Annotated in this window: 20 protein-coding genes; 14 read left to right on the top strand and 6 right to left on the bottom strand. The window is 63.6% G+C overall.

The window, feature by feature from the left end; all coding sequences use genetic code 11:
• Positions 1 to 81: 81 nt before the first annotated feature.
• Both NKI59_RS02560 and hrcA read right to left on the bottom strand, forming a co-directional pair.
• Positions 82 to 279 (bottom strand): hypothetical protein, encoded by a 198-nt coding sequence (locus NKI59_RS02560; RefSeq protein ID WP_023678983.1) that lies wholly within the window; start codon positions 277 to 279, stop codon positions 82 to 84.
• Positions 280 to 315: 36 nt separating this feature from the next.
• Positions 316 to 1,428 carry a heat-inducible transcriptional repressor HrcA gene (gene hrcA / locus NKI59_RS02565; protein WP_352702147.1) on the bottom strand — a complete coding sequence of 371 codons (1,113 nt, stop codon included), beginning with the start codon at positions 1,426 to 1,428 and terminating at the stop codon, positions 316 to 318.
• 147 nt (positions 1,429 to 1,575) lie between these two features.
• On the opposite strand from hrcA, the gene rph reads away from it, so the two are divergent.
• From rph to NKI59_RS02590, 5 genes are read left to right on the top strand one after another with little or no spacing between them, the layout of a single operon-like run.
• Complete coding sequence (gene rph, locus NKI59_RS02570) at positions 1,576 to 2,292, top strand: ribonuclease PH (protein ID WP_023678981.1); 717 nt, start codon at positions 1,576 to 1,578, stop codon at positions 2,290 to 2,292.
• 32 nt (positions 2,293 to 2,324) lie between these two features.
• A complete protein-coding gene (locus NKI59_RS02575; protein ID WP_023678980.1) occupies positions 2,325 to 2,735 on the top strand; it encodes a VOC family protein in 411 nt (136 codons plus the stop codon).
• A complete protein-coding gene (gene rdgB, locus NKI59_RS02580; protein ID WP_352702150.1) occupies positions 2,735 to 3,397 on the top strand; it encodes an RdgB/HAM1 family non-canonical purine NTP pyrophosphatase in 663 nt (220 codons plus the stop codon). Before NKI59_RS02575 ends, rdgB begins: the two co-directional genes overlap by 1 nt.
• On the top strand, positions 3,394 to 4,557 hold the full coding sequence (gene hemW, locus NKI59_RS02585) for a radical SAM family heme chaperone HemW (RefSeq protein WP_352702152.1): 1,164 nt from the start codon (positions 3,394 to 3,396) through the stop codon (positions 4,555 to 4,557). Before rdgB ends, hemW begins: the two co-directional genes overlap by 4 nt.
• 4 nt (positions 4,558 to 4,561) lie before the next feature.
• Positions 4,562 to 4,885, top strand: coding sequence for a low molecular weight protein tyrosine phosphatase family protein (locus tag NKI59_RS02590; RefSeq protein ID WP_023678977.1), 324 nt, complete (start codon positions 4,562 to 4,564; stop codon positions 4,883 to 4,885).
• Positions 4,886 to 4,955: 70 nt separating this feature from the next.
• On the opposite strand, the gene NKI59_RS02595 is transcribed toward NKI59_RS02590, so the two are convergent.
• Together NKI59_RS02595 and NKI59_RS02600 are read right to left on the bottom strand one after the other, a co-directional pair.
• Entirely contained in the window at positions 4,956 to 5,141 is a 186-nt protein-coding gene (locus NKI59_RS02595) for a hypothetical protein (protein WP_023678976.1), read from the bottom strand.
• 7 nt (positions 5,142 to 5,148) lie between these two features.
• Positions 5,149 to 5,334 carry a hypothetical protein gene (locus NKI59_RS02600; RefSeq protein ID WP_352702154.1) on the bottom strand — a complete coding sequence of 62 codons (186 nt, stop codon included), beginning with the start codon at positions 5,332 to 5,334 and terminating at the stop codon, positions 5,149 to 5,151.
• A 176-nt stretch (positions 5,335 to 5,510) separates the two neighbouring features.
• Here NKI59_RS02600 and rsmI point away from each other — a divergent pair, with 176 nt between their 5' ends.
• From rsmI to NKI59_RS02620, 4 genes are all read left to right on the top strand, one after another.
• Positions 5,511 to 6,437: a 16S rRNA (cytidine(1402)-2'-O)-methyltransferase gene (gene rsmI, locus NKI59_RS02605; protein WP_352702156.1), complete on the top strand. Its 927-nt coding sequence runs from the start codon at positions 5,511 to 5,513 to the stop codon at positions 6,435 to 6,437.
• On the top strand, positions 6,430 to 6,807 hold the full coding sequence (locus NKI59_RS02610) for a YraN family protein (RefSeq protein ID WP_352451879.1): 378 nt from the start codon (positions 6,430 to 6,432) through the stop codon (positions 6,805 to 6,807). Before rsmI ends, NKI59_RS02610 begins: the two co-directional genes overlap by 8 nt.
• The gene (locus NKI59_RS02615) at positions 6,759 to 7,967 is read left to right on the top strand and encodes a complex I NDUFA9 subunit family protein (protein ID WP_352702159.1); all 1,209 of its coding nucleotides are present in this window, start codon (positions 6,759 to 6,761) and stop codon (positions 7,965 to 7,967) included. The genes NKI59_RS02610 and NKI59_RS02615 overlap by 49 nt, the downstream gene beginning before the upstream one ends.
• 83 nt (positions 7,968 to 8,050) lie before the next feature.
• A complete protein-coding gene (locus NKI59_RS02620; RefSeq protein WP_352619941.1) occupies positions 8,051 to 8,287 on the top strand; it encodes a metallothionein in 237 nt (78 codons plus the stop codon).
• 307 nt (positions 8,288 to 8,594) lie between these two features.
• Here the strand turns inward: NKI59_RS02620 and NKI59_RS02625 are convergent, their stop codons facing one another.
• Positions 8,595 to 9,845 carry a flavin-containing monooxygenase gene (locus tag NKI59_RS02625; protein WP_352702161.1) on the bottom strand — a complete coding sequence of 417 codons (1,251 nt, stop codon included), beginning with the start codon at positions 9,843 to 9,845 and terminating at the stop codon, positions 8,595 to 8,597.
• Positions 9,846 to 9,939: 94 nt separating this feature from the next.
• Positions 9,940 to 10,746 carry an undecaprenyl-diphosphate phosphatase gene (locus tag NKI59_RS02630; RefSeq protein ID WP_352702164.1) on the bottom strand — a complete coding sequence of 269 codons (807 nt, stop codon included), beginning with the start codon at positions 10,744 to 10,746 and terminating at the stop codon, positions 9,940 to 9,942.
• 162 nt (positions 10,747 to 10,908) lie between these two features.
• Between NKI59_RS02630 and NKI59_RS02635 the strand changes: the two genes are divergently transcribed.
• The 5 genes from NKI59_RS02635 (at position 10,909) to NKI59_RS02655 (ending at position 15,928) form a co-directional block, all read left to right on the top strand.
• A complete protein-coding gene (locus NKI59_RS02635) occupies positions 10,909 to 11,601 on the top strand; it encodes a glutathione S-transferase family protein (protein ID WP_023678968.1) in 693 nt (230 codons plus the stop codon).
• Positions 11,582 to 12,742 carry a tRNA epoxyqueuosine(34) reductase QueG gene (queG, locus tag NKI59_RS02640; protein WP_352702166.1) on the top strand — a complete coding sequence of 387 codons (1,161 nt, stop codon included), beginning with the start codon at positions 11,582 to 11,584 and terminating at the stop codon, positions 12,740 to 12,742. The genes NKI59_RS02635 and queG overlap by 20 nt, the downstream gene beginning before the upstream one ends.
• Positions 12,739 to 13,647, top strand: coding sequence for an SDR family oxidoreductase (locus NKI59_RS02645; RefSeq protein WP_352702169.1), 909 nt, complete (start codon positions 12,739 to 12,741; stop codon positions 13,645 to 13,647). Before queG ends, NKI59_RS02645 begins: the two co-directional genes overlap by 4 nt.
• Before the next feature lie 56 nt (positions 13,648 to 13,703).
• Complete coding sequence (gene mepA, locus NKI59_RS02650) at positions 13,704 to 14,780, top strand: penicillin-insensitive murein endopeptidase (RefSeq protein WP_502901018.1); 1,077 nt, start codon at positions 13,704 to 13,706, stop codon at positions 14,778 to 14,780.
• A 122-nt stretch (positions 14,781 to 14,902) separates the two neighbouring features.
• Positions 14,903 to 15,928 carry a glucokinase gene (locus tag NKI59_RS02655; RefSeq protein ID WP_352619935.1) on the top strand — a complete coding sequence of 342 codons (1,026 nt, stop codon included), beginning with the start codon at positions 14,903 to 14,905 and terminating at the stop codon, positions 15,926 to 15,928.
• Positions 15,929 to 16,025 lie beyond the last annotated feature (97 nt).

A 16,025-nucleotide genomic window follows, 5' to 3' on the forward strand; every position in this document is an offset into this window, starting at 1 on the left:
GCCTCGAACAGTGCAAACGGCATCAGGTATTGATCGTTCCAAGCGGCCGTCCAGCACACGAGGATTTGAAGCCGAACCCGTTCAGTTGCCAGAGGCGTAAAAGTCGTCATCGAGGCGCTTTTCCAGCGCGACCAGATCGGCCGGCAGCGGCAGACCCATCGCCCGCATCTCTTGCAGCTTCTCGCGCAACTGCTCTTGCACCTCGTGCTGATCCTCTGGCTGGTTGATCATTTCTTCGAGCAGCAGACTGATCTGGGCCTTGAACGATTCCAGCGCCATTCTTTTCTCCTCCTTGCGGCAGGCCCGCGGCGGCTCCTAGCTCAGCATGCGCGAAATCAGCTGCGCGGTATAGTCGACCATCGGTACTATGCGCGCATAATTCAGCCGCGTCGGCCCGATGACGCCGAGCGCACCGACGACGCGCGCGTCCTTGTCGCGATAGGGTGCCACCACCAGCGAGGAGCCAGACAGCGAAAACAGCTTGTTTTCCGAACCGATGAATATGCGCACGCCTGGGCCTGCCTCGGCGAGGTCGAGAAGCTGGATCAGCCCATCCTGCGTCTCCAGATCCTCAAACAGATGCCGCAGCAATTCTATGTCGGCCTGGGCAGTGACGTTTTCCAGGAGATTGGCGCGGCCGCGCACGATAAGCCGCCCAGGCACGCCGCTTTCAGCGCCTGCCCAGACCGCCAGGCCCTTCTCGACCAGATCCTGCGACAGCGTGTCGAGGGCTGCCCTGGTCTCTTCCTTGATGCGGGCGATCTCGACCCGCGCCTCGGCCAGGGTGCGGCCGCGGATATGGGCGTTGAGGAAGTTGGAGGCTTCGTGCAATTGCGAGATGGTGATGCCGGCGGGCAGATCGATGACGCGATTTTCGACGTCGCCGTTCTGCGAGACCAGCACGGCCAGCGCCTTGGTCGGCTCGAGCTGGATGAATTCGATGTGCTTAAGCGCCACCTCATTCTTGGCGGCGAGCACGAGGCCGGCGCCGCGCGACATGCCGGACAGCATCTGGCTGGCCTCGGTCAGCATATGCTCCAGCGTCGCGCCCGAGCCGGAGGCGCGCACCTGGGCCTCGATGGTGCGGCGCTCCTCGTCGGAGAGGTCACCAAGTTCCATGAAAGCATCGACGAAGAAGCGCAGGCCTGCCTGGGTCGGCAGCCGGCCAGCCGAAATGTGCGGCGCATAGATCAGGCCGAGATGCTCAAGGTCGCTCATCACGTTGCGGATGGTGGCCGGCGACAGCGACGACGGCAGGATGCGCGACAGGCTGCGCGAACCGACCGGCTCGCCATCCCTCAAATAGGAATCGACGATGCGCCGGAAGATGTCGCGCGAACGCATGTCGAGCGATTGAAGCGCGGGCGATTGCAGCGCGTGCGACGGGAGCACGTGCGGCTGCAAACCGGGATCGACTGCCTTTGTCATTTCGAGCCAAAAACCTCCGCCCCGAAGATATAGACTTCCGCGGTGTCGGCGCAACCGGTCCATTTTCCTTTGCGCCTCACGCCCCGTGCGGCTACAAGCCGGCCAAGATTCCCCCGGCCAAGATTCCGAAGAAAGAAAGAAGCCTGAATGCGCCCTTCCAAACGCCAATTCGACGAAATGCGCCCCATCTCCTTCGAGCGCGGCGTCTCCAAGCATGCGGAAGGCTCGTGCCTGGTGAAGTTCGGCGACACGCATGTGCTGTGTACGGCCAGTCTGGAGGAAAAGGTGCCGGGCTGGATGCGCAACTCCGGCAAGGGCTGGGTGACGGCGGAATACGGCATGCTGCCGCGTTCGACCGGCGAGCGCATGCGCCGCGAGGCTTCGGCCGGCAAACAAGGCGGCCGCACGCTGGAAATCCAGCGGCTGATCGGCCGCTCCCTGCGCGCCGTGGTCGATCTGCAGGCGCTCGGCGAGCAGCAGATCACCGTCGACTGCGACGTGATCCAGGCCGACGGCGGCACGCGCACCGCTTCGATCACCGGCGGCTGGGTGGCGCTCTACGACTGCCTGCGCTGGATGGAAACCCGCCAGATGGCGAGCCTGGGCAAGGTGCTGAAGGATCACGTTGCGGCGATCTCCTGCGGCATCCATGATGGCCAGCCGGTCATCGACCTCGACTATATCGAGGATTCCTCGGCCGGCACCGACGCCAATTTCGTCATGACCGGCAAGGGCGGCATCGTCGAGATCCAAGGCACGGCCGAGGGCGAGCCGTTCTCGGAAGAGCAGTTCGCGGCGCTGATGGGGCTCGCCAAGAAAGGTATTCAGCGCCTGGTCAGCTTGCAGCAAATGGCGGTGGCTTAGCTGCGGTCAATATTGATGAGATTGGCGATCCTGTGACTCCTTCTGCAATCCTGGAATCAGCACTCTACGTGACGGACCTTGCTGCCGCGGAACGGTTCTATTCGGGCGTGCTCGGGCTCGATCTGCTCGGCAAGGTCGATGGCAGGCATCTCTTCTTCCGCTGCGGCGACAGCGTGCTGCTTATGTTCAATGCCGAGGCGACCAAAGTGCCGCCGCCGGCCGACGCCAAGCTCAAAGTACCGCCGCATGGCGCGGTCGGCCAGGGCCATCTTTGCTTCGCCGCAAGCGCGGATGAAATCCCACGCTGGAAAGCGCATCTTGAGGCGAAGAAAATCGCCATCGAAAGCGAGTTCGAATGGCCGCAGGGCGGCCGCTCGATCTATATTCGCGACCCGTCGGGCAATTCGATCGAATTCGCCGAGCCAAGAATCTGGGGCATCTGATGCATTCGCCAACTGTTCATTCGCTTGACGGGCATAAGATCGTCGTCGCCAGCCATAACATCGGTAAATTGCGGGAATTCGCCGATCTGATGGCGCCATTCGGCATAGAAGCGAAGTCCGCAAAGGAATACGGCTTGCCGGAGCCAGACGAGACCGGCACCACTTTCGAGCAGAACGCCCTCATAAAAGCCTTGGCCGCCGCCAAGGCCACTGGATTGCCGGCGCTGTCGGACGATTCCGGCCTGTGTGTCGATGCGCTCGACGGCGCACCCGGCGTCTACACCGCCAACTGGGCCGAGACGCCGGACGGCTCCCGCGACTTCGGCATGGCCATGCAGCGCACGGAAGTGGCCTTGCAGGAAGTTGGCGCGATCACGCCTGCCCAGCGCAAGGGCCGCTTTGTCGCGGTCATCTGCCTGGCCTTCCCCGATGGCCAGGCGGAATATTTTCGCGGTGAGGTCGAGGGCACGCTGGTATGGCCGCCGCGCGGCGAGCTCGGCTTCGGCTACGATCCGGTGTTCTTGCCCGATGGGTTCGAAAAGACCTTCGGCGAGATGAGCGCGGAGGAAAAGCATGGCTGGAAGCCCGGCCAGCCAACCGCATTGTCGCACCGTGCCCGCGCCTTCCAGAAATTCGCGCAAGCCCGATTGGCCGGCGCATGACCATGCTGCTCGACCGCAGCCCGGGTTTCGGCGTCTATGTCCACTGGCCATTCTGCGCGGCCAAATGCCCCTATTGCGACTTCAACAGCCATGTCCGCCACCAGCCAGTCGACCAGGAGCGTTTTGCCCGCGCCTTCGAGACCGAGCTGGCGACGATGCGCGGCCGCACCGGGCCGCGCGAGGTGACCAGTATCTTTCTTGGCGGCGGCACGCCATCGCTGATGAAACCGCAGACCGTGGCGGCGGTGCTGGATGCAGTGGCGAAGAACTGGACGGTGCCTGACGGCATCGAGGTGACACTGGAGGCCAATCCCTCCTCCGTCGAGGCCGAGCGCTTTCGCGGCTATCGCGCGGCCGGCGTCAACCGGGTATCGCTTGGCGTGCAGGCGCTGAACGACAAGGATCTGCGCTTCCTCGGCCGTTTGCACAATGTCGATGAGGCCCTGCATGCGATCGGCCTAGCGCGCGAGATTTTCCCACGGCTGTCGTTCGACCTGATCTACGCGCGGCCCGGTCAGACGCCGGAAGCGTGGCAGGCGGAGCTCGAGCAGGCGATCGGCCACGCCGCAGACCATCTGTCGCTCTATCAGCTGACCATCGAGGAAGGCACGCCGTTCCATGCACTGCATGCGGCAAGGAAATTCATCATTCCAGACAATGAGCTTGCCGCCGATCTCTACGCGTTAACGCAGGAGATCACCACCGCGCGCGGACTGCCGGCCTACGAGATTTCCAACCACGCCAGGCCCGGCGCCGAAAGCCGGCACAATCTCACCTACTGGCGCTATGGCGAATATGTCGGCGTCGGTCCCGGCGCGCATGGCCGGTTCGTCGAAAATGGCCGCCGCGTGGTGACGATCGCCGAGAAAATGCCGGAGACCTGGGCCAATCTGGTCGAGGCCAAGGGTCATGGCGTTACCGGCGGCGAGGTCCTGACGCGGTCGGAAGAGGCCGACGAGTTCCTGCTGATGGGGCTGAGGCTGGCGGAGGGCATCGACCTTTCCCGCTACGAGGCATTTTCAGGGCGTGGCCTGTCGACGGCACGGCTGTCGGTGCTGCAGGACGAAGGCCTGGTGGCGCCGATCGGCAATGCCCGCCTGCGCGCCACGCCGGCCGGCATGATCGTGCTCGATGCGGTCGTGGCGGATTTGGCCAGATAGCACGTTGAAGAACGTTCTCTTCATCTGCAGCCAGAATCGCTTGCGCAGCCCGACGGCGGAGCAGGTGTTTTCCAAGCGGCGGGACATCGAGGTCGCTTCGGCCGGCACTAATCACGATGCCGACATTCCGTTGACGCATGAACTCGTCGCCTGGGCCGACATCATCTTCGTGATGGAAAAAACGCACCGCGCCAAACTGCAGCAGAAATTCAAGACAAGCCTGAAAAAGGCTCGAGTAATCTGCCTCGATATTCCCGACGACTATGCATTCATGGACCCGGCTCTGGTGGGCCTGCTGGAGGCGCGTGTCTCGAAGTATCTGGGTTGAATGATACATCGCGGAGCATTCGCAACCGCGCTTCGAGAACTGTCTCGACCGATCGCTAAGGTTTGCGGGGTCAAGCCTCGTGCTTGTGGCGGTGTTTGGCGCGATCTTTTTCGCTGGTCTCTCCGGAACGGGCCGGCTTGATCTCGCTTTTGTCGCGTGAGGCGTGGTGCTGGTCGTCTGTGGAATGTGACGCTGCGCCATCGCGGGCGCTTTTTGTTTCGAGGCGGGTGATGAAAATGTCGAAGCGATTGGGCATCGTCCGGTCAGTGCTCCATCGTGCGGTCGGTTTCGTTTGCGGGCTTGCTCTCTGCCGTTCGCTGGCGTGCAAGCGGCTTCTTGGCTCTGCCATCTGCGGCTTCGGCAGGCAGGCTCTTGTCGCTTGGCGCGGCGAAGCGTTTGCGGCCGGCATAGTAGGGTTCGAAAACGTCCTGTATCGTCAGGCTGTTCATCCTGCTCCTCCCGAGATCAGGTGCAAAATTCGCCGGCAACGGTTTCGTTCCCTACTATGGCGAAGGCATGGCGGCTGGTTCACGTCGGCATCCCTTTTGGAACCAGGGCCTTTGCAACCCAGGCTTTTGCAACCAAGCGTGAGCCGTGCCAAACAGGGTCGAACGGAGTTGTGCAGGTGACCGGCGAATCGGCCAAACGCAGTTATGTGGTCGGGCAGACCGAAATCGCCGCCCGGCCGCTCGAGCCGGCGCTCTACCTGGTGGCGACGCCTATCGGCAATCTCGCCGACATCACGCTGCGCGCGCTGGAAACGCTCGCCGCCGCCGATATCGTCGCTTGCGAGGACACACGTGTCAGCCGCGTGCTGCTCGACCGCTACGGCATCCGCCGCCGCACCACCGCCTACCACGAGCACAATGCCGGCGAGGCCGGACCGAAGCTGATCGCGGCGCTGCTGGCCGGCCAAAGCGTAGCGCTGAGCTCGGATGCCGGCACGCCGCTCATCTCCGACCCCGGCTACCGGCTGGTCGGTGAGGCGCTGGAACGCGGCATTCGTGTCGTGCCGATCCCCGGACCGTCGGCGCCACTTGCCGCTTTGACGGCATCCGGCCTGCCTTCGGACGCCTTTCTGTTTGCCGGCTTCCTGCCGGTGAAGACCGGGCAGCGGCTGACGCGGCTGGAAGCGCTGAAGGCGGTGCCGGCAACGCTGATCTTCTTCGAATCGCCACGCCGGCTGGCCGAGACGCTCAGTGCCATGGTCGAGGTGCTGGGCGGTGCCCGCAAGGCGGCGATCGGCCGCGAGCTGACCAAGACCTTCGAGGAAATGCGGACCGGCACCTTGCAGTCGCTTGCCAGCCACTACGCGGCAGCCGACACGCCGAAAGGCGAAATCGTCATCTGCGTCGGTCCGGCCGATGCGGTCGCTGATGAACCGGCCGACATCGACCGGCTTCTGCTTTCGCTCGCCGCCGAAATGCCGGCCTCCAAGGCAGCGGCGGAAGCCGCCAAGATGACGGGTAGCCAGAAGCAGGCGCTCTATCGTCGGCTGCTCGACCTCAAGAATGCCGGAAGAGACGGGGCCGGCGGAGACGGCGATGGCTGAACGGCCGAGCGCCAGCCGGCAAAAGGCCTACCGGCGCGGCCATCACGGCGAATGGCTGGCGGCGGCGGCGCTGATGCTGAAAGGCTACCGGATTCTGGCCCGCCGCCACCGCACCAGGTTCGGCGAAATAGACCTGATCGCGCGGCGCGGCGATCTGGTGCTGATCGTCGAGGTCAAGGCGCGCCGCACGCTGATGGAGGCAATGGAAGCAGTCGGCCGTGAATCGGAGCGCCGCATCGAAGGCGCCGCCGATTTCTGGCTGTCGCGCCAATCCGACTACGGAAAATTATCGGTGCGCTTCGACATGGTGGCGGTACTGCCGTGGCGCTGGCCGGTGCATGTCGAGAATGTGTTTTACGGGCGAAACTAGGCCATTCTCGAAGTGGGGCCGTTTTGCTGCGCCTGCGGTTCAGATCATGGTTTGCCGATCTGTCAAGCATCCGCCCAGCGCTGACTGGAACAAAAGCGTTCCTGCGTTGTTCCTCAATCGTCCTGATGTTCGACGGGCTGTTCAAATGCCGGCCAGGGCAGTCCTCGTGGCAGCTATGCGAGGACAAAGGGATGGCGAGGCAAATGGATCCCGACGATCTCAACCCGGAACGGATCGTCACCGTGTTCGGCGGAACTGGTTTTCTCGGGCGCAGGATTGTGAAGCGGCTCCTGGAAAGAGGTTTCACGGTGCGCGCCGCATCTCGCCATCCGGCTCGCGTGCCCCTGGTCTTTTCCTCGATTACAAGGATGCCCGAAGCAGTCGAGGCGGATATTTTGGATGCGTCCTCGATCGGGTCGGCCATTACCGGATCACAGGCGGTCGTGAATGCTGTCAGTCTTTACGTCGAGCACGGCGTCCAGACCTTTGAACGCGTGCATGTGAAAGCCGCGGCCGATCTCGCTGCCGCGTCGCGCGACCGCGCGATCGACCAGTTCGTCCAGATTTCAGGGATCGGCTCCGATCCTCAATCGGATTCGAATTACATAAGGGCGCGTGGGCGCGGAGAAGGTGCCGTGGAAAGTGCATTTCCCGGCGCTTTCATTGTGCGTCCCGCCGTCATGACAGGACCTGACGACGCTTTCCTCACGACCATTGTGAGGATGATACGCCTCCTGCCGGTCTATCCGCTGTTCGGCGATGGTGGCACACGGCTTCAGCCGGTCTATGTGGCAGACGTCGCAGAAGCAGTGAGCCGGCTGATCGACGGGCGAACCCAGGGTTCATCCATATTCGAATTCGGTGGCCCGCGTATCTATACCTATAAGGAACTGCTTCGGGAGATCGCCCGACAGCTCGATACGCACGTCAAGCTGATGCCGGTGCCGTTTGCGGTATGGAACGCCTTGGCTGGCGTCGCGGAACTCCTCCCGGCTGCCCCCATAACGCGCAACCAGATCGATCTTATGCGTCAGGACAATGTGGCAGCAATCGACGCGCCTGGCCTGAAGGAACTCGACATCGAGCCGCGGGATATTGACGAGGTGATCCGCGTGATCGAACAGCGCCGTCGCGTAGGCTCGCTCTCGTCTCCGGCTTAGGACGGCCCCCTGATCCTGGCGGGAACCTATCGCCGCGCGACAGGTTGGTCGAGCTTGAAGCCAGTGAAAGAAGGAAAAGAACTATGGCCAGATGCGATCAATGCGGGAATGACTACGACAAGGCTTTCAACGTGACGATGGCCGACGAGACCTACACGTTCGACAGCTTCGAATGCGCGGTCCAGAAACTTGCTCCGACGTGTCCGCATTGCGGATGCCGGATCATCGGACATGGCGTCGAACAGGATGACATCATCTACTGCTGCGCACATTGCGCCGCGGAGGAAGGTGCGAACGCGCTGACCGATCGCGCGCCTTGACGCACCTCCTTTGGCGTCTCCAGGTCGACCATTCCGAACGACTGCGCCGGCTCGTCCCATATGGCCAGTGCTGTCAGCACGTCGACGACCAGCCAAGGTCAAGGCCGCCGCACGCTGATGGAGGCAATGGATGCAGTCGGCCGCGAATCGGGGCGCCGTATCGAAGGTGCCCGCGATTTCTGGCTGTCGCACCAATGGACTACGGAAAATTGTCGGTGCGCTTCGACAAAAGGCAGCGTGCGTCGTCTTGATCGCGCCAGAGCTGTCATGTTCTTGCACGTTCAAGAACCCGCGTTCGACGGCTCGTTTAGACGCCGTTCCGTGGCAAGTCGGCTCCCGCTTGGACAAGTCGCTCCACGACGGCGGCCGCCTCCTCTGGAATGGCCGGTATGGTGCCCGACTTCCGCGTCGATCCGAAATCGAGGCCGGCGAAAAAGAGACCTGGAACAGCGCCGACGCCATCCTCGTGGACGGGCTGGCCGGCTGCATCGAGCGCGCCGGGAAGCCGAACCCATGAGAAATCGCCGGTGAAGCCGGTGCACCAGATCACTGATCTGATGCCGCTCGCCGTCCAGTTGAGGGAGCGGATCGGAGGATCGGGCAAGCGCGGTTCAATCGTCTCGGCTGGATCATCCTCGGCCAGTGGCGCATCGAGGCCGGCGCGCTCGATGTACTCGTCAACCAGGCGCTTGGCATTCGCGGAGACTTCGTCGGCAAATCGCATATGGTCGTCGAGCTCGTCGCCGAAGACGAGGTTGCCGTTCTCCACACCCCTGAAGCGGCCGAGCAGCACCACGCCCTGCGCGCTCAGCGATTGCAGGCTGATCGTATGGGTCGCGCCGACCAGCGCGCGGGCCTGCAGCTTGCCGGAGGGGAGGACGAGTTCCTTGCGCGGAACGTCGAGAAAACCGGACAGCGTCAGCCATTTAAGTATGTTGCCCCTGCGGTAGCGCCGCACCCAACGGCCGTTGCGGCTGGTCGCCAAAAAGACCACACGTCCTGCCAACGCCAGATCCTCGGCGATCTGGCCGCCCGACTGGCCGCTGCCGACCACCAGCACCGCGCCACTCTCGAACTCGGCCGGGTTGCGATAAGCCGAGGAATCGACTTGGCGAATTGCGGTTGGCAAATCCGCCGACCCTGCTGGCCGGACCTGCCGGTTCTGGTCGCCGGTGGCGATCACCACGTTGCGCGCCAGAAATGCCCCGTCCGTCGTTGTGATGCGAAAGATCCCGTCGTCTCTCGTCAGCTCTTGCACTGGAGTGTGGGTGCTTACCGGCAGACGGTGCCGCTCGGCATAGCCTTCGAGATACGCGACAAATTCGTGGTGGCTTATCGCGCCCCACGGCTCGGGCCCCTCATAGGAATCACCGGGTAAGATGGAGCGAATGGTCGGCGAATTCAGTCGAAACGAGTTCCACCGCTGCGTTCGCCACGTCTCGCCGATCCGGCCTCGATCGAGCACACGGTGGTCGCGGTCCTGCCGTTTCAAGAAGTAACTGACGCCGAGTCCCGCCGGACCGGCGCCAATAACGAGGGCGTCAAGAACTTCGCTCATGCATTCCCCCTGCCAACCATACGTCCACAAGATCGTATGGCTCGGCTTCGGGCAAGAATAGAGTTCCGGCTGGGATTGCGCTATCCGTGCCGGCTCACCCCCAGATTGCCAGCCCCGCCAGGCCGACGATGCCGACGACCAGCCGCCACCAGCCGAACAGCGCATAGCCGTGGCGCGAGACGTAGTCGAGCAGGAAGCGCACGACGATTAGCGCGGTGACGAAGGCGGCAACGAAGCCGACGGCGATGATGGGCAAGTCGGCGCTGCTTAGCACATTGCGGTTCTTGAACAGGTCGAAGGCGAAGGCGCCGACCATCGTCGGGATGGCAAGGAAGAAAGAGAATTCCGCCGCCGCCCGCTTGTCGACGCCGAGCAGCAGCGCGCCGACGATGGTCGAGCCCGAGCGTGACGTTCCGGGGATTAGCGACAAGCACTGAAACAGCCCGATCTGCAGATAAAGCCTGGTCGGAAACCGCTCGACATCATGGTAATACGGCTTCGGCTTCATGCGATCGACCAGCAGCAGGATGACACCGCCGATGATCAGCATGATGCAGATCAGCCGCGGCGATTCGAACAGCACCGTCTTGATGAAGTCATGCGCCAGTGCGCCGATAATGGCCGCCGGCAGGAACGCGATGAGAATGCCAAGGACGAAATGCCGCGTCAGCCGATCGTAGGACAGCTCGAGCAGCATCTTCCAGAGACGGCGGAAATAAACGCTGAGGATCGCCAATATGGCGCCGAGCTGGATCAGGATCTCGAAGGCCTTGCCGGTCGAATGAAAGCCGAGGAAATGGCCGGCAAGAAGGATGTGACCGGTCGACGATACCGGAATGAACTCGGTCAGGCCCTCGAGCAGGCCGAGCAGCAGCGCTTCGACGACGGTCTGGCTTTCCATGGCAACCTCGGCGTTGGAGTGAGGGCTTGAGAAAAGGGCTTGCTTGTCATGGCGCGGAACTCCCCCTATAGGTCGCAGCACCCTGACAGCCCGCTGAATCGGGCGGCCAAGACTTACCGGCGCAGCCGGCGATTTGCCAGTGCGCTCTATTATCGCGGGACCATGCTGACGCTTTTCCACCATCCGATGTTCGCCAGCTGCCGCTTCGTTCGCCTCGCCTTTGGCGAGTATGGCGAGGAACTGGCGCTGATCGAAGAGAAGCCGTGGACGCGGCGCAAGGAGTTCCTGGCGCTGAACCCGGCCGGCACGCTGCCGATCCTGCTCGCCGAAGGCGACGTGCCGATCGTCGGCGCAGTGGTCATTGCCGAATATCTCGACGAGACGCGCGGCGTACTCAAGCGCGACAAGCGGCTATTCGCCGAGGATCCGATGGAGCGCGCCGAAATCCGCCGGCTGACCGACTGGTACCTCAACAAGGCGGAAAGCGAGGTTACCCGGCATCTGGTGCGCGAACGCGTTCTGAAGCCGGTCATGCCGGAAACGGCAGGCGGCGGATCGCCCGATTCGGCGGCGATCCGCGCCGCCCGCGCCAATATCCGCCAGCACATGAAATACACCAACTGGCTGGCCGGCACCCGTCATTGGCTGGCCGGCAACAAGGTCACCTATGCCGATCTCGCGGCGGCGGCAGCACTGTCGGTGCTCGACTATCTCGGCGAGATCGACTGGCGCGAACACAGCGCCGCGCGCGAATGGTATACAAGGGTGAAATCACGGCCTTCGTTCCGGCCGCTTCTGTCCGACCGGGTGCGCGGCCTGTCGCCGGTGTCACATTATGCGGACCTCGATTTCTGATACGGCAAAGCTGCGCGCGCTGATCGACCGCGAGGCGCGGAATGCCGGCTTCGACGCCGTTGCCGTCACCACGCCCGATGCGATTCCGCAGGCGCCGGAACGGCTGGCCGAATTCGTTGCCGACGGCTTTCACGGCTCGATGGGCTGGATTGCCGAAACGCTCGAGCGGCGAGGCAAACCGACGACGCTTTGGCCAGAGGTCCGCTCGATCATCGTGCTGGCGATGAATTACGGCCCCGACCACGACCCACGCGACATCCTGGCAAAGCGCGACCGCGGCGCGATCTCGGCCTATGCGCAGAACCGCGACTATCATGACGTGATGAAAGGCCGGCTGAAGGAGATCGCCGGCAAGATCGTGGCGCGCGCCGGCGGGGACGTGAAAGTTTTTGTCGACACCGCGCCGGTTATGGAAAAGCCGCTGGCCGAGGCGGCCGGCCTCGGCTGGCAAGGCAAGCACACCAACCTGGTCAGCCGAACGCATGGCTCCTGGCTGTTCCTCGGCACCATCTTCACGACGGCCGAACTGGTGCCGGACGCGCCTGAGGACGACCATTGCGGCTCCTGCCGCGCCTGTCTCGACGTTTGCCCGACGGACGCCTTTCCGGCGCCTTACCGGCTCGATGCGCGGCGCTGCATTTCATACCTCACCATCGAGAACAAAGGACCGATCCCGCATGAGTTCCGGGAAAAGATCGGCAATCGCATCTATGGCTGCGACGACTGCCTGGCCGCCTGCCCGTGGAACAAGTTCGCCCAAGCCGCTTCGGAGGCAAAGCTTGCCGCCCGCGCGGACTTGCGCGAACCGCCGCTCGCCGAGCTGCTGCGTCTCGACCACATTGCCTTTCGCACGCTTTTTTCGGGCTCGCCGATCAAGCGCATCGGCCGCGACCGTTTTATCCGCAACGTGCTGATAGCGGCCGGCAATTCCCAGGACTTGTCGCTGGCCGGCGCCGTTCGCGCGCTGCTCGACGACGCCTCGCCCCTGGTTCGCGGGGCGGCTGTATGGGCGCTGTCGCGGCTGGTGCCGAGTCGGGAGTTTGCCGAGCGTGCAGCCGCCGCATTGCAAGCAGAAGATGACGAGGCGGTGAGAGGCGAATGGCTTCTGGCCCTGCCAAAGCCGATCGAGGCACATACATGACCAAACAACAGATTTTCATCTTCGGCGCCGGTTATTCGGGCAAGGCCTTTGCCCGCGCCAACAAGGATGCCGACACGGCGATCTTCGGTACAACACGGTCGCTGGAAAAATTCGCGGCGCTGCGGCAAACCGGTATCGTGCCGCTGCGTTTCGATGGCACGCTGACCTCCGAAATCGGCGATGCGCTTGGGAAGACAACCCATCTCGTCGTCGCGGTCGCGCCGGACGAGGCCGGCGACCCGGTGCTGGGTGCGGCTCGCGAGGTGATCACGGCCAACATGCCGGAGCTCGAATGGATCGCCTATCTCTCGACCGTCGGCGTCTATGGCGACCATGGCGGCAATTGGGTGGATGAGGCCGCCGAATGCCGGCCGTTGTCGAAGCGGTCGGTGATGCGTGCCGCAGCCGAGCAGGATTGGCTACAAATGGGCCATGACATCCACCGGCCGGTGGCGATCCTGCGACTTTCCGGCATTTATGGGCCAGGCCGCAACGCCCTGGTCAATCTGGAAAACGGCACCGCCCGGCGGTTGGTCAAGCCGGGCCAGGTGTTCAACCGCATCCATTGCGACGACATTGCCGGCGCGCTCTGGCATCTCGCCGAAGGCAATCGCGGCGGCATCTTCAACGTCACCGATGACCTGCCGGCGCCGCCGCAGGACGTCGTCGCCTATGCCGCCAAGTTGATGGGCATAGAGCCGCCGCCCGAAATTCCGTTCGCGACCGCCCAACTTTCGCCCATGGCGCGATCCTTCTACGGCGAGAACAAGCGTGTCGCCAACGCGGCGATCAAGGCGGCCGGTTATGGCTTTCGCTTTCCCGACTATCGCTCGGCGCTCGATGCCATGTGGGCGAGCGGCGACTGGCGCGACGGCGAGGCGCGCAGCCCGATGAAACGGTCATGATCGATACGTTGCGCGGGGCGTGGTATGATGCGGTTCAAATCGCGGAGGGGTCCAGCTTGGGAAAGACGTTAAAGCTCGCCTTGCCCAGCAAAACACTGCTGCTTTCGGCAGCACTGGCCGTCGCCAGCTTGACAGCGCTGGCAACGCAGACGGCGGGCGCCGAGGAACGGGCAAAAGACCTGTTTGGCGCCAAAAGGCTGCCGGTGGTCGCAGCAGCGCAATCGATCGGCTTCTACTCCAAAGGCTGTTTTTCCGGCGGCGTCGCCCTGCCCATGGATGGCCGGCACTGGGAGGTGATGCGGCCGTCGCGCAACCGCCGCTGGGGTCATCCCGCAATGATCGCGCTGATCGAGAAATTGTCGCGCGACGCTGCCGCCGACGGCTGGCCGGGCCTATTGATCGGCGACATTTCGCAGCCGCGCGGCGGGCCGATGCTGACCGGCCATGCCTCCCACCAGATCGGCCTCGACGCCGACATCTGGCTGACGCCGATGCCCGACCGCAAGCTCTCGGCCGAAGAGCGCGAAAACATCAGCGCTACCTTGATGGTCGATGAAAAAACCCACTTGGTGAAGGACGGCGTGTGGACGCCGATGCATACGCGGCTGTTGAAGCGCGCCGCGAGCTATCCCGAAGTCGAGCGCATCCTGGTCAATCCAGGGATCAAGAAGAAGCTCTGCGACACGGTCAAAGGCGACCGCGGCTGGTTGCGCAAGGTCAGGCCGTTCTGGGGCCACGACTACCACTTCCACATTCGCATCGGCTGCCAGGCTGGATCACCCGACTGCAAGGCGCAGGAAGCGACGGCGCCGGGCGATGGCTGCGACCAGGCGCTGGCCTGGTGGTTCACCGAGGGGCCGTGGCGCCCCAACAAGAACCCGGACAAGCCGAAGGCACGCGACGTGATGACGATGGCGAACCTGCCCAGACAATGCCAGTTCGTGCTCGACGCGCCGGCTCCGGCCTCGGCCGAAGCAGTCACCTACTATGGCGACGGCGTACCGATCGCGGCAGAACCTTCGCCGCCGCCGACGGTCGCAGCCGGCGTGGCAGCGCTTCCGGCCTCGGCGAACGCCTTTGTGGCGACCCCCGAGATCGGCATTCCGCTGCCGCGGCCACGACCGGGGCACTGATGCGGGCAGCATGTTCGCTGTCTGCATCCGTGCATCTCCATTTCGAAACCGATTTCCCTTTTTGCGGTCATGCGCTAGTCAACGAGAGAGAACGGCGATACGCGTCGGGAACGGACGAGAGCATGCCAGGCGTAAGCGACGACGACACTTTGTTGCGATTTCCGATCCTGATCGGCGACATAGGCGGCACCAATGCGCGCTTCTCGATTGTGCTCGACGCGAATTCCGAGGCCGGCGAGCCGACGATCGTCCAGACCGCCAACTTCAATACGATAGACGAGGCGATCCAGTCGGCCGTGCTCGACCGCTCGTTGGTCCGGCCGAATTCAGCTGTGCTGGCGGTAGCCGGTCCTGTCGAAAGCGACGAGATCCCGCTTACCAATTGCCCATGGATCGTCAAGCCTAAACAGATGTTCGCCAGTCTCGGTCTCAGCGACGTCGTGGTGCTCAACGACTTCGAGGCACAGGCGCTGGCTGTCGTCGCGCTCGGCGAAGAGCATATGGAAAAGATCGGCGGCGACGAGCCGGAACCGAATTCCGGGCGGGTGGTGCTCGGCCCGGGAACCGGGCTCGGTGTCGCCGGGCTGGTTTATGCGCTGCATCACTGGATACCGGTACCCGGCGAGGGCGGCCATATGGATATCGGCCCGCGCTCGCCGCGCGATTTCCAGGTGTTTCCGCATATCGAGAAGCTCGAGGGCCGCATCTCCGGCGAACAGATCCTGTCCGGACGCGGCCTGGTCAATGCCTACCGGGCGGTGGCCAAGGCGGACGGCAAGCCGTCGCCCTTTACAACGCCTGCCGAGGTCACCGCCGCGGCGCTGGCAAAGAACGATCCGGTGGCCGAAGAGGCGCTGTCGATCTTCGTCACTTGCCTGGGGCGCACCGCCGGCGATCTCGCTCTAGTGTTCATGAGCCGCGGCGGCGTGTTTCTCACCGGCGGCATCGCGCAAAAAATCCTGCCGGCACTGCGCACCGGCAATTTCCGCGCCGCCTTCGAGGACAAGGCGCCGCACAGCGCCCTGATGCGCAGCATGCCGGTCTATGTCATCACCCATCCGCTGGCGGCGCTTTTAGGGCTGGCCGCCTATGCCAGAAATCCGTCGCTGTTCGGCGTGCAGACGGCGGGGCGGCGCTGGCGGGTCTAGGACACAAGCTGCGCCGCGACGAAGTTTCGCCGTCCCCGGCCATAGGCAAGCCGCCATCGGGGCGTTAAGAGGTTGCCGAATTGCAGCCCGGCCGAAC

Source organism: Mesorhizobium sp. M0598, from assembly GCF_040320865.1.
Taxonomy (GTDB): Bacteria; Pseudomonadota; Alphaproteobacteria; order Rhizobiales; family Rhizobiaceae; genus Mesorhizobium.